The organism is Mojavia sp., from assembly GCF_059505145.1.
The window spans coordinates 1-23,029 of record NZ_JCACKA010000063.1; the positions used below are offsets into that span (position 1 = coordinate 1).

Sequence of the window (23,029 nt, forward strand, 5' to 3'; positions counted from 1 at the left end):
CTCGTTCATCCACCTCAAAGACTCGTTCACGAGTATTAAAGACTCATTCATCCACCTCAAAGACTCATTAACGAGTATTAAAGACTCATCAGCCAGTAGAATGTGTTATATCATTTCACTTTAATAATGATACAAATACGCGGGGTAGGGGTTTAGCAGTGCTAAACCCCTACGAAAAATTTATGTCTACAGGATTTTCGTGAATTGGTATTAGCAACAGCGTAACGCACCATCTTTATTTGTGACAGTGCGTTAGACCTTCCTTAATTACGAATTATTATCAGTGTTGATGTACTCGCTCAAGTAGCCACAGTGAAGAGACAGTGCCTACAAAATGAGCTACGATTCCATTAAAGTTTGCTACCGCCACAAACACATCAAGCGCTCGAATAATTTTATAAGGGTCAGTGATTGCTACTCCTGGAGGTTGGGAGATAGATTTTGCTACCAGTACTCCTAATGTTGAACCACCACCCAAAATAGTTAATAATATACCCACCAAACCTACGATCACTCCTAGCCGAATAGCACTAACTGTATCTACCTTACTAGGATGAAGTGCCGGATTAGGATTTGCTAAACGCTTGCCTATCCGCGTGTAACGAAAATCCCAATAGACACTAAATAATAGCGCCACAATTCCACACGCGGCCCAAAATATACCTACCCCAAGACCTGCATTCTGTTGTTCGGTAAAACCACGACCAGTTGCAGCAAACAACAAAGCTATGCCACAAACTACGGCCAGTCCCAATTGTATCCAAAAGGCAATCCAGCCTGTGAAGTGAATAGTATTAGCAATTCCTTTAATTTCGGGTGCTGGCGATCGCACTTCTGATTCGGTTTGCATATTACTTTTTATCTAATTACCATATCCCTATTCACTAAGCATATTTCTACTACTACGCCTCATACCCCCATCTCCAGACAGAAACATCACAAAATCTGGGGGAATACAATCGCAACTAATAGGCCTGGGAACTCTCAAAGCGGCATTAATTTTTTATGGCTAAACAGCGGCAAAATATTAACCAAATTGCTCAACAAACCTTTGGCTACGATCACTTGCGTCCCGGACAGGAAGAAGTTATCAAAGCAATTCTTGAAGGATACGATACTTTAGCCGTAATGCCTACGGGTTCAGGTAAATCTGCAATCTACCAAATTGCTGCTTTGCTAATTCCCGGTGTCACAATAGTTATCTCCCCTCTACTGGCCCTGCAAAGTGACCAAGTAGAAAGTATTGCCGAACAGGATATCGCCGCAGCCGCAGCCGTCAACTCTACTATTTCCAATTCTCAACGCCAAGAAGTCTTTACTGATTTAGAACACCAACAGCTAGAATTTCTCTTTCTTTCTCCAGAACAATTCAATAATGAGGAAGTCCTAGCAAAACTGATAGATGCTAAACCTTCTTTATTTGTAGTTGATGAAGCTCACTGTATTAGTGAGTGGGGGCATGATTTCCGTCCCGACTACCTACGATTGGGTGCAGTCATTGCAGCACTTGGTCATCCCACTGTTTTAGCACTAACCGCCACCGCTTCTCCTTTAATTCGGGATGAGATTGTTGAACGCTTGGGGATGCGAGAAGCGCAGATATTTGTACGTGGTTTTGACAGACCAAATATTTGGCTGGGTGTTGAAAGATTCCACGAGGAAACCGAAAAACTTAAGGCTTTGCTCAAGTATGTTAGCGCCACCAAAAAACCAGGAATTATTTACGCAGCCACCCGAAAGCATACAGAAAAACTGGCGGCAATTTTGCGGAAGAAAGGTATAAAAGCTTTGCCCTACCATGCTGGCATGAAAACAGGAGAACGAGAGCAAGTACAAGCTGCATTCATGGCAGATCAAGCAGAAGTAATTGTAGCTACTTGCGCTTTTGGTATGGGTGTAGATAAACCAAATGTGCGCTTTGTTTTTCACTACGACATCAGCGATTCTCTGGACTCCTATTACCAAGAAATTGGGCGTTCTGGGCGAGATGGCGAGGAAGCACAAGCAATTTTGTTTTACCGTCCCGACGATTTGCAAATCCGCCGCTTTTTAGCTAGTGGCGGCAAAATAGATGTTGATGAAGTGTTGCAGGTAGTGGAAGCAGTACAACAAGCTGATGAACCAATTGATGTAGAAGATTTACAAGCAGCAACAGATTTATCCCAAAGCAAAGTCACAAAAGCTATCAGTCGCTTAGAAGAAGTAGACGCTGTGGAAGTTTTACCAACAGGTGAGGTAACAAAAAGCGAGGCAGAAGTTGACCAAACTACTTCAGTACAAGCAGCCACCTTAGCACATCAGCGCCGGCAACAATTCATGCGATCGCGTCTAGAAATGATGCGAAACTATGCAGAATTGCGTGATTGTCGTCGTGAGTATTTACTAAACTATTTTGGCGAACCCCTAGCTCAAAAATGCGGATTTTGTGACAACTGCCAAGCGGGAATCACCATTGAGGAAGATACATTTCAACCATTCCCCATCAATAGCTGTGTAATTCATACTCACTTTGGTAAAGGGCAAGTAATGCGCTATGAAGCAGACAAAATGGTGGTTTTATTTGAAAAAGTCGGCTACAAAACCCTCGCCATTGAACTAGTGCAGAGACTGTTAAAGCAGCTTTGAAAATAAAGGGGCTGGGGACTGGGGACAAGGGGACTGGGGACTGGGGACTAGGGACAAGGGGACTAGGGACAAGGGGACTGGGGACTGGGGACTGGGGAAGAAATGATGAGTGAGCATTAACTCTTAGCCTTTGGCTATTGCCCAATGCCCCTTACTGTAATATCCCCACCTGATAGCAAGTGATCAAACTCAGGGATGATGAGAAAACAGCGCCAAATTGCCAATATTGCAGTACATAGCTTGGTATTTAGATAATTGCTAGCGATCGCAAAGGATAAGGCGGCATGATTAAATCTTGGTTGGTAATTGGGGGTGTAGCTTTCGTAGTTGCCTTAGCAGCTAACTTAATTACACCCAGCGATCGTAAGTGGTTTGAGCGATTGCGAAGACCCAGATGGCTAATTTTTGAACCAGCAATTCCCATCATCTGGACTGTAATCTTTATTTGTGGTGCTTGGTCAGCTTATATTATTTGGGAAAGCAGCCCTGGAACTACTAATACTTGGTTGCTCATGGGTTTATACTTACTTCTAGAAATTGTGACTATTGCTTACACGCCTGTCATGTTCCGGCTTCGCAGTCTCAAGGTTGGTACGATTATTGGTGGCACAGGCTTTATTGTCGGTCTTTTACTAACACTTGCAGTCTTACGTACCTCTGCTTGGGCAGCATTATTATTAGTGCCTTATTTACTATGGAGTCCAATTGGTACTTATACCACTTGGGAGATGCTTAAGCTCAATCCTCAAGACGCTTAATTAACCAGAGATTCTCACCAGCGACTGATTAAACTTATACCTTAAATTGCCAAACTTGCATTGTACAAGCCTTCTTAAGGGTGAACAGCATGATTCAATCTTGGATGGTGATTGGGGCTGTAACATTCATAATCGCATTGGGAAGCTTTTTCATCACACCTCGTGATGTCAAATGGTTCGCATTGTTAAGCCGCCCCCGATGGCTAATTTTTGAGCCATTAATTCCCGTAATTTGGACTGTAATTTTTATTTGCGGTGCTGCTTCAGCTAATATTGTCTGGGAAAAAAACCCAGGAAGCATTATTACTTGGCTGCTAATGGGATTGTACATTTTAGTAGAAATTATCACCGTCGCCTACATACCTTTAATGCTGAGGTTACGCAGTCTCAAAGCAGGAGAGGTAGTTGGGCTAGTCGGGATAATTTTCGGTGCTATTCTCACTGTTTGTGTTGCACCAATTTCTGGTTGGGCAGCACTTTTGCTCGTTCCTTATTTAGTTTGGTATCCTGTTGGAACCTACACAACTGACGAGTTGAGACAACTAAATCCTGAAGATGCGTAGCATCGCACCTATAACAAACGTCCATAGCGGGCTGTGAAAGAATTATCTGGATGAGATTGATTATTCAACCAAGCCCACATTTGATCGCCATAGGAAAAATGCCACCATTCTCTGGGATTACGTTGAAATCCCGCTTTTAACATAACATCTTGTAATAACTGACGCTGGCTGTGATACTGTTTTGCCTCTGGGTACTCACTATTGGCATAGTAATCGGGAAGCGATCGCTCTGACAATTCATCAATCGGCGAACCCATATTTACGATTTGCCCTGTATCATCTACCAGCGTCACATCTACTGCTGCACCCGTACTATGGGGAGGGGGAGTTTTTTCATCCAAGCTGGGTACAGCCCAAATTTGATAAACCAACTCCCAAATTTCTTGGCGTTGGTTGGGTGATAACTCCGCCTCAATTAAACTCCTCTGCTGTAGCGCCTCTGCAAAGCTGTAATCTACCATAAACTGCTGCACAGCTACTGGGCGATAGGCATCAAAGATTTGAATGTACCAGTTAGGGTGCAATAGTTGCAGATAATTTTGTGCTGCGATCAAACGGTCAATCACACTTTGCCGCAGATAATAAGGAGAGTGTTCACCATAAGGCGCACCGAGTTTTTCATAAGGATGGGGAGATTCCACCGCAAATAGTTTTAAAGGAATCTCCACCAAGGGTTCACCACACTCGACAATCGGTATTTGATGATAAGGTCTCATCTTCTAGTTTTAAAATGGGAATTGGGAATTGGGAATTGGGAATTGGGCATCGGGCATTGGGCATTAAATATTGATTTTCATGCCTTAGTTGTGGGATTTTCCTGTGGGGGGCTGTCTTGAAAATAAGGCAGAGGCCAGAAGGAATAAAAATTTTAACGCGATCGTTTTGTAATTTATTACATGAGTTCTAACTTGAAAATACTACTTCGACCAATATTGATGTAGATAATTAAATGCCCCATGCCCATTTAATTTATGACTGCTACTTATCCGTTACTTTGTCTACAACCTCTGGTACTGGATCATAACCACCTGGATGAAATGGATGACAGCGCAAGATGCGTCGAATCCCCATCCAGCCACCACGCCAAGGGCCAAATCTTTCAACTGCTTGCAAGGTATACATCGAACAAGTTGGTTGAAAACGACAAGTTGGCGGAAACAACGGCGAAATAAACATTCGGTAGCCCCGAATCAGCCAAATCAATAATAATTTCATAGCAGTAACCCAAATCTAATAAAGTAGTAACAAAGACTCAAATTTCCTAGTGGCATCTTTATTAAGTAAATTTCCCGGTTTAGAGTCAATTCCCCCTTTATGGCTAAAAATTGCCATCGTTGCGATTTGGGTATTACTCATTCTGATCATCGCATGGGGGATTAATCGCTTTGCCAAGAATGACCCAGAAGTTGTACGAAAGGTAGTTCATATTGGCACTGGTAATGTAATATTGCTCGCCTGGTGGCTGGATATTCCTGCAAGCGTAGGCATTACAGCCTCAATTTTAGCGAGCGCTGTAACCTTATTGTCTTACCGCCTACCAATTCTCCCTGGAATTAATAGTGTTGGCCGTCAAAGTTTGGGAACCTTTTTTTACTCTGTCAGTTTCGGCATTTTAGTTGCCTACTTTTGGTATGTGCAACAACCCCAGTACGCAGCGCTAGGAATTTTAGTGATGACATGGGGAGATGGACTAGCCGCTTTGATTGGGCAACGCTTTGGTAAGCATAAGTATAAAGTCTTCGGGGGGCAAAAAAGCTGGGAAGGCTCCTTGACGATGGCCCTTGCTAGTTATCTCGCCAGTAGTTTAGTTTTACTCGGTGTGCAAGGGAATATTTGGCAAACTTGGGTAATATCATTGCTAGTTGCATTGGTGGCTACGGGTTTAGAAGCCTTTTCGTTTTTAGGAATTGATAATCTCACAGTTCCTTTAGGTAGCGCAGCCCTGGCATATACACTAATTCAGCTACTTTGATGTAACTCAATGAATTGACAATAGTAAAAATTAAAAATTAGCAATAATTACAATCTCAACTCCCAATAAATTTTAAGAACATTAATAGTTTATTAGTTAAGTTTTTTAAACACAAAGCTCAACTTCTACCAATCCAATATACATAGGCAAAATTAAAAGTTGCTTTTAAGCAATGCTGCCAACCTACTACCGAAACAGGCTTTAGCACAGCTTCAAAAATAAACGGTATTAGCCAATACTTTTAGCTAAAAATACTGCATTGGTAAGATAAGCATAATCTTTTTACCATCTCTTTAGATGAGTATTAGATAAGAGATAAAGCTAATCTCTAGTCTCAGTTAGCTGAAAAAAAGAAATCTGCACCTGTTATAGTGTTGCAATTTCAAAAAAAGTTGTGATTTTGGAATCTAAAATTAGCCCACGGAAGGAATCTTCTTCATTTGGGACTATTTATATTGATTGTACTTTTTCCGTAAAAATAACCACAGAATTACAACCAAATAGAGATTATAAAATAGCTAAGTTTAACACTAAAGAGAGAGTAGATAAAGGCGCAAATGAATTTATATATAAAACAAATACAATAATTTACTGTTAAAAAATTAAGTTTTTTAAATGACTTTTTTTAATTATTCAAATCCGCCTCTGCGTCGCAAGCAGCCATCTGTAGAAATTCAAGAACTAGAAGGAATTTGGTACATTAACTGGCAAGTTGGTAAACTTAAACTTTATTCAACTTTTTATACCTGTATAGATCAAGCTTGTATATTTTGGAGTTTGCTCCTAATTACAATATTTTGGACTGCTCAATTTTTCCCGATAAGTTGGAGTTTACAAGCTACTTGGTGGTCAATCCTTAGCTGTATTGGCATCATAGCAATGGTTAATTGGACTAGTTACTGGGTAAAGTCTAAACAAGTTAGCTGGGTCTTATATTGTTGGGTACTGCTGATGCTTTGCGGCCTAATATTAACTGACTTAGGCATTTTTCTTGGTTGGCCTTTGATACTGCTGAATTTATGTGCATTGTGGTTAGGATTAAGCACAATCGGATACATTTGTACTGGTTTAGCAGTGCGATCGCGTGCCCTAATCTTCGCTGGTATACTTCATCTACTGTTAATTTTCTTACTACCTTATATTGCAGCTTGGCAGTTTCTCACCACTGGCGCATTCATGGCTTTATGCTTATTAATGTTGGCTGAATTTCAGTGGGACGGCTTATAAATCTTATAAATATAGAATAGAAAATTTCCTACTCAAACCTTTATTTAATCTACTAAAAATTAAAATAATTAAATTTTCCGTCAATACTACTTGAGAGATAAATAAAACGCCTAAATCTTACAAAAATTATCCCCATAGGTAGAGGATACCATAAAAAAATTGTCCAACTGTTAACAGTATACTAACAGCCTATTTTTCAGTAAAATCAAGATACTAAGATTAATCTTACAAATTTTATAAGTATCAAAAAATGAGATTTAGGGACTGGGCGACTAGAGTAATGCTAATTTTTCTGATGTTCGCCGCTCTCATTTTGGCGCTGTTTGCAGGGAAAGCAAAAAACTTACAAAATAATACAACAGCATCAAATCCAGAGATGACAAATTGGATTCAATATCCAAACATGGAACTCCAATCAGTAGAAAAGCCGGAGAGCAAATCTCAGGATATGCTTAAATCTCAAACTAAAACGAATCGGGTTGCAGCAAAATACATTACCACTCAAGCTTTTGCAAGCTATAAGCCTAAATATGAAATTGCACAGATACACCCAAGCAATTATGGAGAGCGGTATCCCAAAGACATTAATGGCGTACCTGTAAATAATGAACCAATTATCGTACTCCATGAAACCGGCAATTCTGCATCAAGCGCACTCCATTTTTTTCAAACACCCCATGATAATGAAAATATTCAAGCAAGTTATCATTCCTTAATTAAGCTAGATGGAACTGTGGTCTATTTAATTCCGCCAGACAAGCGAGCCTTTGGTGCAGGTAACTCAGTGTTTGATGGCCCCAACGGGCTGGAAACCGTAAAAACTAATCCTAATTTGCCACCGTCTGTAAATAACTTTGCTTACCACGTTTCTTTAGAAACACCACCAGACGCTTGGGGCAATAATAATAATCAACAAACTCACAGCGGCTATACAGAAGCTCAATATGATTCTCTTGCTTGGTTAATTGCTCAAAGTCAAGTTCCAGAAGATAGAATTACTACTCATCAAGCAGTAGATCGCTCTGGTCAAAAAGTTGATCCAATAAATTTTGATTTTGACAAGTTTCTGAACTTACTTAATATTTATCGCCAATTAAGGCCAATCAGTTAGGTAAACATCAAAAAATCTCAGGTAAAGACTTAAACATTAAATAGACTTTAGGTCTTTACTTGAGATTTTAAAGAGAATTAGCTTGCCTTATTTACTAAAGCTATAGATTTTTTGAGTTTCTAAGCGATCGCATATAGAAGAAGGCAGTGTATCAGCTAAGAAAGTCTGGCGATCAAGTTGGACTTGTAAATTAGTTAGGGGGTCGCTACCAGAAGAAATCAAAAATTCTAACTTTTGGATGTAAGGCAAAGTAGCTAGCTTGTCCAAAATTTGGAAGATTGCTTCTAGGTAAGGATGACCGCTTTGTTGATACCAATCACAGGCAGCAATTTTTGCTTGATCAAAACCCAAGTGTACAGTCAAGGATGGCTTGTCAAATAAAGCGATCGCTAGCGGACGCGCTTCTTCTTGGAGCAATAAATGATGATCTTTCGCTAAATGGCGCAATTTCTCCAAGCGTTCATAGCGTTTTGTCACCAATTGCGGATCATCTTGCCAGTGAATCGCCACTGTCACCAGATAAGTCTGCAACAGCATATGGCCTAGCTTTTTCGCTTTCGTTTCCAGGTAATAGGAGTTGTGGTCATTAGCCTCAATCAATAGCGGTACGCGATCAACAACTTCCAAACCATAGCCTTTGACTCCGGCAATCTTGCGAGGATTATTAGTAATTAAGCGAATCTTTTTCATGCCCAAGTCCATGAGCATTTGCGCGCCCATACCATAATCTCGCAAGTCAGCGGGAAATCCCAAGCGCTCGTTTGCCTCGACGGTATCCAGTCCCATATCCTGCAACGAGTAAGCTTTGAGCTTATTAATCAATCCAATTCCCCGGCCTTCTTGCCGTAGGTAGACCACTACACCTTGACCAGCAGATTCAATCATTTTCAGTGCTGCTTCCAACTGCATTCGACAGTCACAGCGCAAAGAACCCAAAGCGTCGCCAGTTAAACATTCTGAATGCATCCGCACCATCACTGGCTCGTTTTTAAAACTTGCGGGATCGCCTTTGACAATGGCAACGTGTTCGGAATTATCTAAGGTGTGGCGGTAAGCGTAGATTTTGAAATGACCGAACTGGGTAGGCAGATCGGCAATAGTTTCGCGGGTAATTAAGCGATCATGTTGTAGGCGGTAACTGATTAAATCAGCAATACTAATAATTTTGAGATGGTGAAGGTGAGCATACTCAATTAGCTGAGGCAATCGCGCCATTGAACCATTGGAGTTTTGAATTTCACAAATTACCCCAGCTGGGTATAGTCCTGCTAACCGAGATAAGTCTACAGCCGCTTCTGTATGCCCTGCCCGTTTCAGTACGCCTCCCGCCTTCGCGCGAATCGGGAAAATGTGGCCAGGACGACGTAAATCTGTGGGTTTTGTAGCTGGGTTAAGAGCAACTTGGATAGTGCGAGCGCGGTCTTCTGCTGAGATCCCAGTAGTTACGCCCAAATCAGGGCCTGCGTCAATACTGACGGTGAAAGCAGTTTGGTTAGTATCTGTTATATTACTCACCATTAATGGCAAGTCTAGTTCATCTAGGCGATCGCCTGTCATCGCCAGACAAATTAGCCCTCTTGCCTCCACCGCCATGAAATTGATCATATCAGGCGTAGCAAATTGAGCAGCACAAATCAAGTCACCTTCATTCTCTCTATTTTCGTCATCTACTACTACGATGACACGACCAGCTTTCAACTCTGCTAAGGCAGCGTCAATAGAATCAAACTTAAAAGGTTGGTTTGAGACGTTAGTAACGTCTTGGGTCGATGCTGCGGGAACCTTTCCCGACCCAGACGATTTTTGAAAGGCTTTCCCTACTTGAGGAGCCACTCCAGTGCTCTGGTCGCCAGAGTTTAGGGGAGTGGCGTGCGGCTGCCGTCTAGTCTTAGGCTTTGACACAGAGAATTTCCAGCTTCCAAAAGTAAATTTTTTTAACAATTTCTTCTTTTAGATTGTAGCTCCTTTACAAGGCAGAGAAGTAGACTAGCAATGATTTGATAACATGGCGAAAATTTCTGCCTAAAATTGGGACTTAGTACTCAATTGCAGTAATAAGCCGTCAGCGAGGGTATACCGCGATCGCTCATTCCATCCCAAAGGATGAGGTATTTAGCGAAATTGGGATTTTCCCAATACCCTATTCCCAACGTTCTAAGCCGGTGGACAGCATTTTCTCCATATATTTGGAAGAAGCAAGCTCAAAAACCGACTTTTTCTGAAAGTGTAAAATCTATTTACTATTTAAGTGCGGAGTCACCTCCAGCTTAAGTTTGTGGTGATTGTGCGCTACGCGTCTGGTCGCTGATATTGTTGATAGCTAAGAACTGATTAAACAAAAGTGGATAAGGATCTCAAATCATGAGCGAATTTAGACGCGTACCCGTTGGGATTGTTGGCGCGTCAGGCTATGGCGGAGTGCAGCTAGTACGACTACTGATGGATCATCCAGAAGTCGAACTAGTTTATTTAGGCGGTGAGAGCAGTGCTGGCAAATCCTTTGGGGATCTCTACCCACATTTGGCTCATGCAGTTAAGCTGCCAATAGAGGCAGTAGAACCAGAACTCATTGCTCACCGTTGTGAAGTGGTGTTTCTCTCTTTACCAAATGGTCTGGCTTGCCAAATTACACCTAAACTCTTAGAAAAAGGATGTAAAGTACTAGATCTAAGTGCCGACTATCGATTTAGTGATTTGGCAACCTATACCACTTGGTATGGCACTGAAAGAAGCGATCAAACAACTGCTGCTACAGCAGTATACGGATTACCAGAACTTTACCGCGATCGCATTGCCGAATCACAGCTTGTTGGCTGTCCTGGTTGCTATCCTACCGCTAGCCTTCTGGCACTTTCACCACTCCTGAAGCAAGGCTTAATTGTGCCCGAAACTGCGATTATCGATGCTAAGTCTGGTACTTCCGGTGGTGGACGGCAAGCCAAAGTCAATTTTTTACTAGCTGAGGCAGATAACTCTCTGGCAGCATACGGTGTAGGACGTCACCGCCATACCCCGGAAATTGAGCAGGTTTGCAGCGATCTCGCAGGGCACGAAGTCACAATTCAATTTACACCACACTTAATCCCAATGGTGCGCGGAATTTTAGCCACTGTATATGCCACACTGCGAGATCCCGGTTTAGTGCGCGATGACCTGATCACAATTTTCACAGCCTTCTACCGTAACTCTCCTTGGGTGAAAATTTGCGATAGTGGTATTTACCCCCAAACCAAATGGGCTAGTGGCAGTAATCTTTGTTATATCGGTTTAGAAGTGGATCGGCGCACTGGTCGTGTGATTGCCATGTCAGCAATTGATAACTTAATCAAAGGACAGGCAGGCCAAGCAATTCAGTGTTTAAATCTTATGATGGGTTGGGATGAAACCTTGGGGTTGCCCAAGTTGGGATTTTATCCGTAGATCGGGATTGGGGATTAGGGATTGGGTATTGGGTATTGGGTATTGGATAAAGAAGACACGGAGCAAGAGTTAATCATGGTTCTTTCCCCTTGTCCCCTTGTCTCCCCTGCTCCCTGCACAAGCTGCTTTTTCCTAGTCCCCAGTCCCCAGTCCCTAGTCCCCAATTCCCAGTCCCTAGTCCCCAATTCCCAATCCCCAGCCTCTACTTCGGCCCTAAATTCACCGTACCAGCATAAAGGGCGCGATCGCCTAGTTCATCCTCAATTCGTAGCAAGCGATTGTATTTTGCTACTCTTTCACTACGACAGAGGGAACCTGTTTTGATTTGACCTGCACGGGTAGCTACAGCTAAATCGGCGATCGTTGTGTCCTCTGTTTCACCCGAACGATGGCTAATAACTGACCGGAAACCATTGCGAGTAGCCAAGTCAATTGTTTCCAAAGTTTCAGTCAAAGAACCAATTTGATTGAGCTTAATCAAAATGGCATTACCAGCTTTTTGCTCAATGCCTTTTTGCAAGCGGGTGGCGTTAGTGACAAACAAATCATCTCCTACCAACTGTACCCGCGAACCAATCTTCTGAGTTAGTAACTGCCAATTTTGCCAATCTTCCTCATGCAAGCCATCCTCAATTGATACAATGGGGTATTGGTCAACTAGTTGCGCTAAATAATCAATAAACTCTACAGGGGCATGGGGTTTCCCATCGTAGACGTATTGTCCATCTTTGTAAAACTCACTAGCTGCCACATCCAACGCCAAAGCCACTTGTTCCCCTGGCTTATAACCAGCCTTCTCAATGGCAGCAACCAGCAATTCCAAAGCTACCTGATTCGACTCTAGGTTAGGAGCAAAGCCGCCTTCATCGCCCACGCCAGTCAGTAAACCCTTGTCATCCAATACTTGGCTAAGGGTAGCAAACACCTCCGCACCCCAGCGCAATGCTTCTCGAAAAGAAGACGCCCCAACGGGAACAATCATAAACTCTTGAAAATCCACGTTGTTAGCTGCATGAGCACCGCCGTTAATTACGTTCATCAACGGTACTGGCAATAAATTCGCTAAAGGGCCACCCAAGTAGCGGTATAGGGGAATTCCCAAAGACTCAGCACCTGCTTTAGCTGCTGCTAGCGAAACCGCCAAAATCGCATTAGCACCCAAATTCGATTTGTTAGCAGAACCATCGAGGGCAATCATTGTGCGGTCTAGCAGTTCTTGGTTAAGGGCATCCAGGTTTAACAACTTTGGCGCTAATGCCTCTTTCACATTTTGCACCGCCTTCAGCACCCCTTTGCCCCCGTAACGGCTTTTATCCTGATCCCGAAGTTCATGCGCCTCAAAAGTGCCAGTAGACGCACCACTAGGAACCTGTGCCAGTCCCACAGCACCGTTGAGTAAATGCACTTCTGCTTCAATTGTTGGCCTGCCGCGGGAATCGAGAATTTCACGCGCAACAATTGCCTCAATAGCAGTATCTAGAATTGTACTCATGTGTTCTTTATCCTTTGTTTCCTTTGTATGAGTGCGTTCTTACGGTCGATCGCATCCAGACCAGTGGTTTAGCCCAATCGCTAGCATAGGCGTTTAGGGGACTTTGTTGGCTGAGATTAAAGAAGATTTTCAAAGATTTTAGAATTCAATTTTTAAATTCACTGTTTGATTAAACCTGTGGATAAATTTAGGATGCCTTCAATCTCCCTCCATCAGCCCCTTGTAAAATGTTGGCAGAAATAACTATTCAACAGAGCAAAAACAAAAGGTCATTATGCGCTTACTACACACGATGCTACGAGTGGGCAATCTTGAAGAGTCTCTGAAATTCTACGGTGATGTCCTGGGAATGAAATTGTTACGTCGAAAAGATTATCCAGAGGGAAAATTTACGCTAGCTTTTGTTGGCTATGGAGACGAAAGCGACAATACAGTTCTAGAACTAACCTACAACTGGGGGACAGAAAAGTATGAATTGGGTAATGCTTACGGTCACATTGCTATTGGTGTTGATGATATTTATGCAACCTGTGAAGAAATCCGAAATCGTGGCGGTAAAGTAGTGCGCGAACCAGGCCCAATGAAACACGGTTCAACGGTAATTGCTTTTGTGGAAGATCCAGATGGGTATAAAGTTGAACTTATTCAAGTAGGTACTCAAGGATCGGCTGTTAAACAGGAATCAGAAAAACTTGTGACGCAGTAAAGTTCAATAATCCCACAGGTGATCAAGTTAAGCGTGAAGCAATGCCTGCACTCCAAAATTTTTTTGAGCTATTTAATTTTAATTTCAAGCTAAGAGGCTGAGTTTGTCAGGCATTGCGATCGCTATCAAGGATCATGCTGGTGTAGTATTTGCTATTACTAGGCAAAAATCAACCAAATTCAATCATAGATAGTGGTTTATTTAGCCATATCCTTCCCAAACAAGTCTAAAAATAAAAGATTTATCAAGTAACAAATTCACCTGACATTTCCTAAGCTGGGCAATTGGTTTGATTCAATAACATTATCATCTGGCGAAGTAACCCCAGAATGCTGTTTTCGTTTTAGATTAGAAAATAGATGATGAGTCAAGCTATTAGCAATTACCGATTTTAAATTGCAACTACAGATACACGCGGATACATACCGAGAATGTTTGGATATTTATTGGGGGGGTGGAAACTAGCAACTTTGAAGTATGTAGCAGCATTTTCATTTTAGGCTAGAGCTATAAGAGTATCGCTACGCAACTTGTGCGTCTTGTGCCTTTATCCAGCCCCAATCGTCACTTCCTACAATAAAATCCCAAAATCTAAATTCCAAACTAAAAAATTCTAAAGATGCAACCTACAGATCCCAATAAATTTACTGATAAAGCCTGGGAAGCAATTGTAAAATCCCAAGATATAGTCCGTGCTTATCAACAACAGCAATTAGACGTTGAACATTTAATTATTGCTCTGTTAGAAGAACCAACTAGTCTAGCAATACGTATTCTCGCAAGAGCTGAGGTCGATCCGCTGCGCTTACAACAGCAACTAGAAGCATTTACCCAACGTCAGCCCAAAGTTGGCAAAAGCGATCAGCTCTACCTCGGTCGTAGTTTAGATGTGATGCTTGACCGCGCCGAGGAAATTAGAGTGCGGATGAAAGATTCCTACATTTCTGTAGAACATATACTCTTGGCTTTTGCCGATGATGAACGCATCGGGCGAAGGCTACTCAAGGGTTTTAACGCGGAACCCGCCAAACTAGAAGCTACGATTAAAAACGTTCGCGGTAGCCAAAAGGTTACAGATCAAAGTCCAGAGTCTCGTTATGAAGCCTTACAAAAATTTGGCAGAGACTTGACAGAACAGGCAAAAGCTGGAAAGCTCGACCCAGTAATTGGGCGTGATGACGAAATTCGTCGGGTAATCCAAGTATTATCCCGCCGTAGTAAAAATAATCCAGTATTAATTGGTGAACCTGGGGTAGGAAAAACAGCGATCGCTGAAGCTTTGGCACAACGTATGGTCAACGGGGACGTTCCTGAGTCCTTAAAAAACCGCCAGCTCATCTCTTTAGATATTGGGAGTTTAATTGCTGGAGCCAAATATCGAGGTGAATTTGAAGACCGCTTAAAAGCTGTCCTCCGGGAAGTTACGGAATCGAACGGTCAAATAGTTCTATTTATCGATGAACTGCACACCGTTGTTGGTACTGGTTCCAATCAGCAAGGGGCGATGGATGCGGGTAATTTACTTAAACCAATGCTGGCAAGAGGAGAATTGCGTTGTATTGGGGCTACTACCCTTGATGAATACCGCAAATATATCGAAAAAGATGCAGCCCTAGAACGTCGCTTTCAGCAAGTGTTTGTCGATCAGCCAAGTGTGGAAAATACTATTTCCATTCTTCGGGGATTGAAAGAACGTTATGAAGTTCATCACAACGTTAAAATTTCTGATTCCGCATTGGTAGCAGCAGCAACTCTATCAGCACGTTACATTTCTGACCGCTTCTTGCCAGATAAAGCCATTGACTTGGTGGATGAGGCAGCAGCACAGCTAAAAATGGAGATTACCTCCAAACCCGCAGAGTTGGAAACTATTGATCGCCGCCTGATGCAGCTAGAAATGGAAAAGCTGTCATTGGCGGGAGAAGACAAAGTGGCTGCGCCAACGAGAGAGCGTTTGCAGCGAATTGAAGATGAAATCGCCAATCTAACCGAAAAGCAGCAAGATTTAAATGGACAATGGCAAGGTGAAAAGCAGCTATTGGAAGCGATCAGTGCCTTAAAGAAAGAAGAAGATGCACTGCGAGTCCAAATTGAGCAAGCAGAACGAGCCTATGATTTAAATAAAGCTGCCCAGCTGAAGTATGGCAAATTGGAGGGAGTGCAGCGCGATCGCGAAGCCAAAGAAGCGGAACTTTTAGAAATTCAAAGCGCAGGTTCGACTCTACTTAGGGAACAAGTCACCGAAGCTGATATTGCCGAAATCGTCGCTAAGTGGACAGGAATCCCTGTCAATCGCCTACTAGAGTCAGAACGGCAAAAATTGCTGCAACTAGAAAGCCATTTGCATCAACGAGTCATTGGACAACAAGAAGCCGTAGCAGCCGTAGCAGCGGCAATTCGACGCGCCCGTGCTGGAATGAAAGACCCCGGCCGCCCGATTGGTTCATTTCTGTTTATGGGTCCCACAGGTGTAGGCAAAACCGAACTAGCCCGTGCTTTAGCTCAGTTTCTCTTTGATTCTGATGATGCACTAGTGCGCCTAGATATGTCCGAGTATATGGAAAAACACTCGGTTTCCCGCCTTGTAGGAGCGCCTCCAGGATATGTTGGTTATGAAGAAGGTGGTCAACTTTCCGAGGTGGTTCGCCGTCATCCCTATTCAGTCGTGCTATTGGATGAAGTAGAAAAGGCACATCCAGATGTGTTCAATATTTTATTACAAGTGTTAGATGATGGTAGAATTACTGACTCGCAAGGCAGAACAGTAGATTTCCGCAACACCGTCATAGTAATGACTAGTAACATCGGCAGTGAATATATCTTAGATGTGTCTGGCGATGATAGTAAGTATGAATTGATGCGGAGCCGGGTGACAGATGCCCTGCGATCGCACTTCCGCCCAGAATTTCTCAACCGTGTCGATGACATCATCCTCTTCCACACCCTCAGCCGTTCAGAAATGCGGCATATTATCCGCATTCAACTTAAGCGAGTAGAAAATCTTCTCAGAGAGCAAAAAATCTCTTTTGATATTTCTGCACCTGCCTGTGACTACCTTGTAGAGGCAGGCTATGATCCAGTTTATGGCGCACGCCCCTTGAAACGGGCTATACAGAGAGAAATCGAAAACCCCATTGCCACCAAGTTATTGGAGAATACCTTTATCTCTGGAGACACAATTTACATTGACAAGGGAGAAAACGGGCTGACTTTTAGCAAAAAAATGCTTGTTAAGGTATCAGCCGCGCAAAATACTGTTAAGTTGTTGGGGTCATCACCTGAGTCGTGAACTCAATACATCACCTAAACAGTGCTGAGTTAAAAGTGCTGAGTACGGAAGCACTTTTAACTCAGTACATATAGCATTTACTATATTTGGGTAATAAAGAATACAGTGAATAAAATAGCAAGAGCAAATTGACCGTCTTGGAGGCGTCAATTATGAAAATTATTCAAGCTCTTGCTCGTTATTTCCCTGATCAATGTGGCGGAATTCAAGTCAACCTGAACGAGTTAATCCCAGAACTGCGATCGCATGGCATAGAAATCAAGATAGCAGCGGCTAGTAATGGTTCACCACTCTTACCCAATCCCCAATCCCTAATCCCCATTACCCCTTATCCCCAGAGGGGGCCCCACCTTCCCCAGCCCGTTTTATTTTTTAAAGCATCTCTAAAAGTAACTGTTTAGCTGTACTACCAGCAACTTCCCAGTTAAGACGATATAAATACTCATTGAATGATGACATAGCTAATCGTTCATATTCGTGGTAGTGAGTTAAATAGTGAACTATATAATTACAATAGTCTTCAATTGGTGCATCAACAGCAAAAGTTTTCCCATTAATATCATCTTTAATTACAGTTGGTATCCCTGCTATTTTTGTTGTTAAACAAGGTACACCAAAAGCGTTTGCTTCTACCAAAACATGAGGATTAGTATCTGCTCTAGTAGGTAACATCAGAAAATGAGAATCACCTATCAATTTACGCATCCGAGATAACCCATCGGGTGTAGACTTATTAATATATCCCAATGGCTTCACAAAACTTGGTAATGGTTCTTCAGAAACAGGTTGGCATCCTATAATTGTTAATTCTGCTTCAAAACCTATTTTGTTTAATTGTTTAGTTACTGCGAGGGCAATATCTCCACCTTTTCTATGCCAAAATACACCAGAGAAAAGTAATTTGCATGTTGTTTTGACCCTTGATTTAACTAAATTTCTAATATCTGAAAATGTTCTTTCTGGCTTGATTTCTATATTGGCCCCTCTAGGTATTACACGAATTTTTGACCTATCTATTTCATAAGTTTTAACTACAGTTTCCACCGCCCATTCTGAGGTAACTATAAGTAATTTACATTTTTCCAATGCAGCTTTTTCTATTTTATAAATGTTATTTTTAGTTTCCTGGCAAAGATTACTCAGATAAGGAAAAAAATTAATTAACTCTGCTAAGGTTGTATCTATCCACAAAACTATTGGCTGCTGACATTCTAGGTAGGCAGTAGGGGTTGCTCCTTCTGGAGAAATAATAATATCGCTATCCAAATGAGCTAATTTTTGGGCTATCTGTTTGGCATAATTTTGACAAACAATTGGTTCAACCCAATTGTAGTAATCTGTTTTAAATAAGTGGTGATAAAATAACCATTTACTTCTGGTTAACCAAGTCAAATTATTTTGTAGTGGCCCTAAATAGTCAATAAAAATATCTTGATTTGTTAATGTTTTAGCAATAAAATTACTTGCGCCATAATTACCGCCATGATATCTGGGCCAACTAGCAGGATTTTGGACATCATAAGTCGTAACATAAGCAATTTTCATAAACTACATTTGCTGTGATTTTTTTTAGTACAAATATTTTCAAAGTATTGGATAGTTTTCTTGGCTAAAACTTGCCATTCTAAATTCTCTAGATTAGCTTGTAGCGATCGCTCTCCTTGAATAGCCCAATCTAAGGCTGTAGCCAAAACTTCTGTAGTCAACTCTCCAGAGTACAATTTCACCCACTCTACCCCCACCAGTTCTTGTAGTTCTTTCATTGAACCCTTATCAGGCACTAATATAGGAGAATCAAAAGACAAAGCAAGTATTGCACTACCTGAGTTCAAAATTTCTTGAAAAGGTAATACTACTAAATCAGCTGCATGGAAATATATTTGTAATTGTTCATCAGGAATAAAAGAGAAACGCAATTTTACCTTGGAATCATTACCTGCTAAGTTCGATATCTGAGTACCTAGCTCTGGAGCTTCAATTTTACCTGCTATCAACAATATCCAAGCAGCGGGATCTAACTCTCGAAAAACCTGCACTAAATGAGGAACGTTTTTGTAGTAGTCAATATATCCTAAGAATAAAAGTAAATGATAATTAGGAGGAATATCTAAATTTGATCTAGCTGCTTCACGAGTAATTTTATTAGGGTAAATCTGCCGATAATGACCATGAATAATAACGCTATGAGGAATATATTGCAAACTAGGAAAAGTTTTTTCTGCTAATTCTTTACCCATTTTGCTATGACTAATACAACCATCCACCTGCTTAATGAACTTCGACTGAAACCAATCCGCTAGTTGAGGATGTAATAGAGAATGAGGATACTCATCGTGAATAGTCCAAATAATTTTTGTCCCCCTAACCTTAGCCCAATTTATAGCTAATAATAGTGTAATTGCCCGCAAAAGAGCCACAACTGATTTAGGGTGACGCAATATAGTTTCAGTTGGCCAGTGCAAATGAAAAATATCATAGTGTTGGCGAAAAAGCTTACTAAAAGTAAATTCTTCAACTATCACGCCCTGTTCAAGTATATGTGAATACAATAGCCAGTTATAGGGATTTTTGTACTTAGTTTTAAATGCTGGCCAGGCAATAATTTTCATCAAAAATTACCTATTTAATTCAATCATTAATGATTGTGCGATACTTCTTTACGAGATACTTTACGAACTGTCGGCTTCGCTATCACTGTTTCCCCGCTACTATAAACGAGTAGGGAAATCCGCATCAGTAATATGGTGTAAACAAACCTTGATCGGGCAAACGATCGCCACTATTATGCTCTTAAAATTCCCAGTAGGCAAATTTTATTAAACTAGAGTTATGCTAGAACAAGGCACCATCAGTATTCATACCGAGAATATTTTCCCAATTATCAAGAAGTCTCTCTATTCCGATCACCAAATCTTCTTACGGGAACTGGTATCCAACGCTGTAGACGCCATCCAAAAGCTGAACATGGTATCCCGCGCAGGGGAATTTACGGGTGAGATTGGAGAACCAGAAATTCAAATTGCCATCGATAAAGATAAAAAAACCCTTTCCATTACTGACAATGGTATCGGGATGACCGCAGAGGAAGTGAAAAAATACATCAATCAGGTTGCTTTCTCTAGCGCTGAAGAATTTATTCACAAATATCAAGGCAAATCAGACCAACCAATTATCGGTCACTTTGGTCTAGGTTTCTACTCTTCCTTCATGGTGGCGCAAAAAGTCGAAATTGATACTCTCTCATATCAAGAAGGAGCGCAAGCTGTTCACTGGAGTTGTGATGGTTCTCCAGAATTCACCTTAGTAGATTCACCCCGCACAACTCGCGGTACTACCATTACCCTCACTCTGCAAGCTGAAGAAGAGGAATTTTTAGAATCAGCACGCATTAAGAATCTTGTCAAGACCTACTGCGACTTCATGCCAGTCCCCATCAAACTGGAAGGTGAAGTATTAAATAAACAAAAAGCACCTTGGCGAGAGTCTCCCAGTAACCTGAGTAAGGAAGAGTATTTAGAGTTTTATCGCTACCTGTACCCTTTTCAGGAAGAGCCGCTATTGTGGGTACATCTAAATACTGATTATCCCTTTATTATCAACGGGATTTTATATTTTCCCAAAATGAAGCCCGATGTTGATGTGACAAAAGGGCAAATCAAGCTCTTTTGCAATCAAGTTTTTGTTAGCGATAACTGCGAAGAAATTATCCCGCAATTTCTCATGCCAATGCGGGGGGTAATTGATAGCACCGATATTCCTTTGAACGTATCGCGTAGCGCATTGCAAGGCGATCGCACTGTGCGGAAAATAGGCGACTACATTGCCAAAAAAGTAGGCGATCGCCTCAAAGAACTTTACCGCGACAACCGCGAACAATACATTAGCGCCTGGAAAGACCTCGGCACTTTTATTAAATTTGGTGTTCTCAACGACGAGAAATTTAAAAAGCAAGTCGAAGATATTATCATCTTCCGCACCACTGCGAAACTTACCGAAAAACCTGCTGAGACTCCAACCGTTGAAGTACAGTCTTCAGAAGGGGATGTTTGGCAAGATGTTACTCCACCTTCACCCAGCGCTGAGGGTTCAGCACTCAGCACTCTTTACACCACGCTGAAGGAGTATTTAGAACGCAATAAAGAACGCCACGAAAACAAGGTGTTTTACTGCACCGATGAAGCAACACAAGCAACCTATGTAGAATTACATAAAAGTCAAGGCCTAGAAGTCCTATTTATGGACTCCTTCATCGATACCCATTTCATTAACTTCCTAGAGCGGGAATATAATGATGTCAAATTCACACGGGTAGATTCCGACTTGGATAATACCCTACTGGATAAAGATAAGGCTGGGGAAATTGTTGATCCTAAAACCAACAAAACCAGAAGTGAGGTTATTAAAGAGCTATTTGAGAAAGCCCTCAATAAACCTAGACTCAATATCCGCACTGAAGCTTTAAAATCTGACAATCCCCAAGGAACACCGCCAGCAATGGTGTTACTACCAGAGATTCTCCGCCGCTTGCGAGACATGAACGCCATGATGCAACAGCAGACAGCAGAGTTTCCCGAAGACCACATTTTGCTGGTAAATACTGCTCACCCCCTGATTCAAAATCTCGCCAACCTTAACCAAGGTAGTATTATTCAGGGTGATGGTCAGTCATCTACAGATCATTTAGCGACGATGATTTGCCAACACGTCTACGATTTAGCCTTAATGTCCCAAAAAGGATTTGACGCTGAAGGGATGAAATCCTTTGTTGAACGCTCAAACGAAGTACTTACTAAACTCACAGAACAAGCCAGCAAGTAAAAACATTCTGTGTACCTTTGTGCCTTCCTGCCTTCGGGTGGCGTTCGCAAGGCTCGCAAGGCTCGCAAAGCTCGCTAACGCTGCGCTAACACCAGTCGCCTGCGGAGGGAAACCCTCCCGCAGCGCCGGTTCACCGTGTGCCTCTGCGTTTAAGCAAAGCTGTACTAAGGGACTAAAATAGAAAGGTTGTATTCAAATAGTCATCTGGAGCTACTTGTTATGTCTCGTCGCTGTGAACTAACTGGTAAAAAGGCAAATAACGCCTTTGCAATTTCTCACTCTCACCGCCGTACCAAACGCCTTCAACATGCAAATCTGCAAGACAAGCGTGTTTGGTGGCCAACTGGCAATCGCTGGGTAAGACTCAAGCTGTCTACCAAAGCAATCAAAACCTTAGAAACCAAAGGTATAGAAGCAATGGCAAAAGAAGCAGGAATTAATTTGAATCATTACTAAACTAGAACTTACGCACTCAGATCCCCCAACCCCCTTCAAAAGGGGGCTTTAGACGTTCCCCCCTTTTGAAGGGGGGTTAGGGGGGATCAAGGTTTCAGGCTTGAGTGCGTAAGTCCTATAAACTTTTGAACAAGGTATAGACTAGCAAACTTAATTCCTCAGTATTAACCTGTAAGAAAATATTTGCTCCAGCAACCTCCTCATTCCGGGGAGGTTTTTAATTGTTGATGTTATTTTGTACCTAGATAGAAGGTTGGGCTGAACGAAGTGAAACCTAACAAACCCCGAAAATTTTAGGTTTCGTTCCTTAATTGAACCGTATTCATTTTTAGCCTGCGTAGGCAGGCTTTGTTTGTTGATCCTGACCCTTCTAGGGTGTAAGTGCAAAATATAAGCAAATGAAAGAAGCACATTTTTCCTTATTAGTTAATTCTATTGAGAATCTATCTAGGCGCAAAGTAACATTATTCTAAATAAGATTACTGGAGATATAAAAACTTTTTTTCTTTATTAAGTTAAAACTTTACACAATTTCAGTATTTTCCAGTTTAAAGGTAAGGTTTCAATAATGCTATAAACGAACAGTACCTAT

At 41.8% G+C, this 23,029-nt stretch carries 19 protein-coding genes; 12 read left to right on the forward strand and 7 right to left on the reverse strand.

Annotated features, from left to right (window positions below; all coding sequences use genetic code 11):
* Nucleotides 1-280 precede the first annotated feature (280 nt).
* Nucleotides 281-850, reverse strand: coding sequence for a DUF3611 family protein (locus AC5JL8_RS12310; protein ID WP_495880063.1), 570 nt, complete (start codon nucleotides 848-850; stop codon nucleotides 281-283).
* Nucleotides 851-1,005: 155 nt separating this feature from the next.
* On the opposite strand from AC5JL8_RS12310, the gene AC5JL8_RS12315 reads away from it, so the two are divergent.
* From AC5JL8_RS12315 to AC5JL8_RS12325, 3 genes are all read left to right on the forward strand, one after another.
* Entirely contained in the window at nucleotides 1,006-2,625 is a 1,620-nt protein-coding gene (locus AC5JL8_RS12315) for a RecQ family ATP-dependent DNA helicase (protein ID WP_495880064.1), read from the forward strand.
* 284 nt (nucleotides 2,626-2,909) lie between these two features.
* Nucleotides 2,910-3,383, forward strand: coding sequence for a TspO/MBR family protein (locus AC5JL8_RS12320; protein ID WP_495880065.1), 474 nt, complete (start codon nucleotides 2,910-2,912; stop codon nucleotides 3,381-3,383).
* Nucleotides 3,384-3,472: 89 nt separating this feature from the next.
* Nucleotides 3,473-3,946, forward strand: a complete 474-nt coding sequence (locus tag AC5JL8_RS12325) for a TspO/MBR family protein (protein ID WP_495880066.1) — start codon at nucleotides 3,473-3,475, stop codon at nucleotides 3,944-3,946.
* 8 nt (nucleotides 3,947-3,954) lie between these two features.
* Here the strand turns inward: AC5JL8_RS12325 and AC5JL8_RS12330 are convergent, their stop codons facing one another.
* A complete protein-coding gene (locus AC5JL8_RS12330; protein WP_495880067.1) occupies nucleotides 3,955-4,662 on the reverse strand; it encodes a M15 family metallopeptidase in 708 nt (235 codons plus the stop codon).
* Between the two features lie 262 nt (nucleotides 4,663-4,924).
* The gene (gene yidD, locus AC5JL8_RS12335; protein ID WP_495880068.1) at nucleotides 4,925-5,161 is read right to left on the reverse strand and encodes a membrane protein insertion efficiency factor YidD; all 237 of its coding nucleotides are present in this window, start codon (nucleotides 5,159-5,161) and stop codon (nucleotides 4,925-4,927) included.
* 49 nt (nucleotides 5,162-5,210) lie between these two features.
* Between yidD and AC5JL8_RS12340 the strand changes: the two genes are divergently transcribed.
* From AC5JL8_RS12340 to AC5JL8_RS12350, 3 genes are all read left to right on the forward strand, one after another.
* Entirely contained in the window at nucleotides 5,211-5,918 is a 708-nt protein-coding gene (locus AC5JL8_RS12340) for a diacylglycerol/polyprenol kinase family protein (RefSeq protein ID WP_495880069.1), read from the forward strand.
* Nucleotides 5,919-6,533: 615 nt separating this feature from the next.
* Nucleotides 6,534-7,145, forward strand: coding sequence for a hypothetical protein (locus tag AC5JL8_RS12345; protein WP_495880070.1), 612 nt, complete (start codon nucleotides 6,534-6,536; stop codon nucleotides 7,143-7,145).
* Nucleotides 7,146-7,395: 250 nt separating this feature from the next.
* Nucleotides 7,396-8,256: an N-acetylmuramoyl-L-alanine amidase gene (locus AC5JL8_RS12350; protein ID WP_495880071.1), complete on the forward strand. Its 861-nt coding sequence runs from the start codon at nucleotides 7,396-7,398 to the stop codon at nucleotides 8,254-8,256.
* An 87-nt stretch (nucleotides 8,257-8,343) separates the two neighbouring features.
* Here AC5JL8_RS12350 and ribBA read toward each other — a convergent pair whose 3' ends face one another.
* Nucleotides 8,344-10,158: a bifunctional 3,4-dihydroxy-2-butanone-4-phosphate synthase/GTP cyclohydrolase II gene (gene ribBA, locus AC5JL8_RS12355; RefSeq protein ID WP_495880072.1), complete on the reverse strand. Its 1,815-nt coding sequence runs from the start codon at nucleotides 10,156-10,158 to the stop codon at nucleotides 8,344-8,346.
* 459 nt (nucleotides 10,159-10,617) lie between these two features.
* On the opposite strand from ribBA, the gene argC reads away from it, so the two are divergent.
* On the forward strand, nucleotides 10,618-11,676 hold the full coding sequence (argC, locus tag AC5JL8_RS12360; RefSeq protein ID WP_495880073.1) for an N-acetyl-gamma-glutamyl-phosphate reductase: 1,059 nt from the start codon (nucleotides 10,618-10,620) through the stop codon (nucleotides 11,674-11,676).
* A gap of 202 nt (nucleotides 11,677-11,878) precedes the next feature.
* Here argC and eno read toward each other — a convergent pair whose 3' ends face one another.
* A complete protein-coding gene (gene eno / locus AC5JL8_RS12365) occupies nucleotides 11,879-13,168 on the reverse strand; it encodes a phosphopyruvate hydratase (protein WP_495880074.1) in 1,290 nt (429 codons plus the stop codon).
* 274 nt (nucleotides 13,169-13,442) lie between these two features.
* Here eno and gloA point away from each other — a divergent pair, with 274 nt between their 5' ends.
* From gloA to AC5JL8_RS12380, 3 genes are all read left to right on the forward strand, one after another.
* Entirely contained in the window at nucleotides 13,443-13,874 is a 432-nt protein-coding gene (gene gloA, locus AC5JL8_RS12370; RefSeq protein WP_495880075.1) for a lactoylglutathione lyase, read from the forward strand.
* Between the two features lie 619 nt (nucleotides 13,875-14,493).
* Nucleotides 14,494-17,163, forward strand: a complete 2,670-nt coding sequence (gene clpB / locus AC5JL8_RS12375; protein WP_495880076.1) for an ATP-dependent chaperone ClpB — start codon at nucleotides 14,494-14,496, stop codon at nucleotides 17,161-17,163.
* 152 nt (nucleotides 17,164-17,315) lie between these two features.
* The gene (locus AC5JL8_RS12380; protein ID WP_495880077.1) at nucleotides 17,316-17,564 is read left to right on the forward strand and encodes a hypothetical protein; all 249 of its coding nucleotides are present in this window, start codon (nucleotides 17,316-17,318) and stop codon (nucleotides 17,562-17,564) included.
* Here AC5JL8_RS12380 and AC5JL8_RS12385 read toward each other — a convergent pair.
* Together AC5JL8_RS12385 and AC5JL8_RS12390 are read right to left on the reverse strand one after the other, a co-directional pair.
* On the reverse strand, nucleotides 17,536-18,708 hold the full coding sequence (locus AC5JL8_RS12385) for a glycosyltransferase family 4 protein (protein WP_495880078.1): 1,173 nt from the start codon (nucleotides 18,706-18,708) through the stop codon (nucleotides 17,536-17,538). The two genes, AC5JL8_RS12380 and AC5JL8_RS12385, sit on opposite strands and share 29 nt — an antisense overlap.
* Nucleotides 18,705-19,772, reverse strand: coding sequence for a glycosyltransferase (locus AC5JL8_RS12390; protein ID WP_495880079.1), 1,068 nt, complete (start codon nucleotides 19,770-19,772; stop codon nucleotides 18,705-18,707). The genes AC5JL8_RS12385 and AC5JL8_RS12390 overlap by 4 nt, the downstream gene beginning before the upstream one ends.
* A gap of 220 nt (nucleotides 19,773-19,992) precedes the next feature.
* On the opposite strand from AC5JL8_RS12390, the gene htpG reads away from it, so the two are divergent.
* Together htpG and rpmB are read left to right on the forward strand one after the other, a co-directional pair.
* Entirely contained in the window at nucleotides 19,993-21,981 is a 1,989-nt protein-coding gene (gene htpG, locus AC5JL8_RS12395; protein ID WP_495880080.1) for a molecular chaperone HtpG, read from the forward strand.
* 219 nt (nucleotides 21,982-22,200) lie between these two features.
* Entirely contained in the window at nucleotides 22,201-22,437 is a 237-nt protein-coding gene (rpmB, locus tag AC5JL8_RS12400; protein WP_495880081.1) for a 50S ribosomal protein L28, read from the forward strand.
* Nucleotides 22,438-23,029 lie beyond the last annotated feature (592 nt).

Excerpts from the sequence above, each read along its gene's own strand:
- argC (WP_495880073.1), top strand. The coding sequence starts at position 10,618 with ATGAGCGAATTTAGACGCGTACCCGTTGGGATTGTTGGCGCGTCAGGC.
- eno (WP_495880074.1), bottom strand. The coding sequence starts at position 13,168 with ATGAGTACAATTCTAGATACTGCTATTGAGGCAATTGTTGCGCGTGAA.
- AC5JL8_RS12380 (WP_495880077.1), top strand. The coding sequence starts at position 17,316 with ATGAAAATTATTCAAGCTCTTGCTCGTTATTTCCCTGATCAATGTGGC.
- AC5JL8_RS12385 (WP_495880078.1), bottom strand. The coding sequence starts at position 18,708 with ATGAAAATTGCTTATGTTACGACTTATGATGTCCAAAATCCTGCTAGT.
- AC5JL8_RS12345 (WP_495880070.1), top strand. The coding sequence starts at position 6,534 with ATGACTTTTTTTAATTATTCAAATCCGCCTCTGCGTCGCAAGCAGCCA.
- AC5JL8_RS12325 (WP_495880066.1), top strand. The coding sequence starts at position 3,473 with ATGATTCAATCTTGGATGGTGATTGGGGCTGTAACATTCATAATCGCA.
- AC5JL8_RS12390 (WP_495880079.1), bottom strand. The coding sequence starts at position 19,772 with ATGAAAATTATTGCCTGGCCAGCATTTAAAACTAAGTACAAAAATCCC.
- htpG (WP_495880080.1), top strand. The coding sequence starts at position 19,993 with ATGCTAGAACAAGGCACCATCAGTATTCATACCGAGAATATTTTCCCA.
- gloA (WP_495880075.1), top strand. The coding sequence starts at position 13,443 with ATGCGCTTACTACACACGATGCTACGAGTGGGCAATCTTGAAGAGTCT.
- AC5JL8_RS12315 (WP_495880064.1), top strand. The coding sequence starts at position 1,006 with ATGGCTAAACAGCGGCAAAATATTAACCAAATTGCTCAACAAACCTTT.
- AC5JL8_RS12350 (WP_495880071.1), top strand. The coding sequence starts at position 7,396 with ATGAGATTTAGGGACTGGGCGACTAGAGTAATGCTAATTTTTCTGATG.
- clpB (WP_495880076.1), top strand. The coding sequence starts at position 14,494 with ATGCAACCTACAGATCCCAATAAATTTACTGATAAAGCCTGGGAAGCA.
- yidD (WP_495880068.1), bottom strand. The coding sequence starts at position 5,161 with ATGAAATTATTATTGATTTGGCTGATTCGGGGCTACCGAATGTTTATT.
- rpmB (WP_495880081.1), top strand. The coding sequence starts at position 22,201 with ATGTCTCGTCGCTGTGAACTAACTGGTAAAAAGGCAAATAACGCCTTT.
- AC5JL8_RS12330 (WP_495880067.1), bottom strand. The coding sequence starts at position 4,662 with ATGAGACCTTATCATCAAATACCGATTGTCGAGTGTGGTGAACCCTTG.
- AC5JL8_RS12310 (WP_495880063.1), bottom strand. The coding sequence starts at position 850 with ATGCAAACCGAATCAGAAGTGCGATCGCCAGCACCCGAAATTAAAGGA.
- AC5JL8_RS12320 (WP_495880065.1), top strand. The coding sequence starts at position 2,910 with ATGATTAAATCTTGGTTGGTAATTGGGGGTGTAGCTTTCGTAGTTGCC.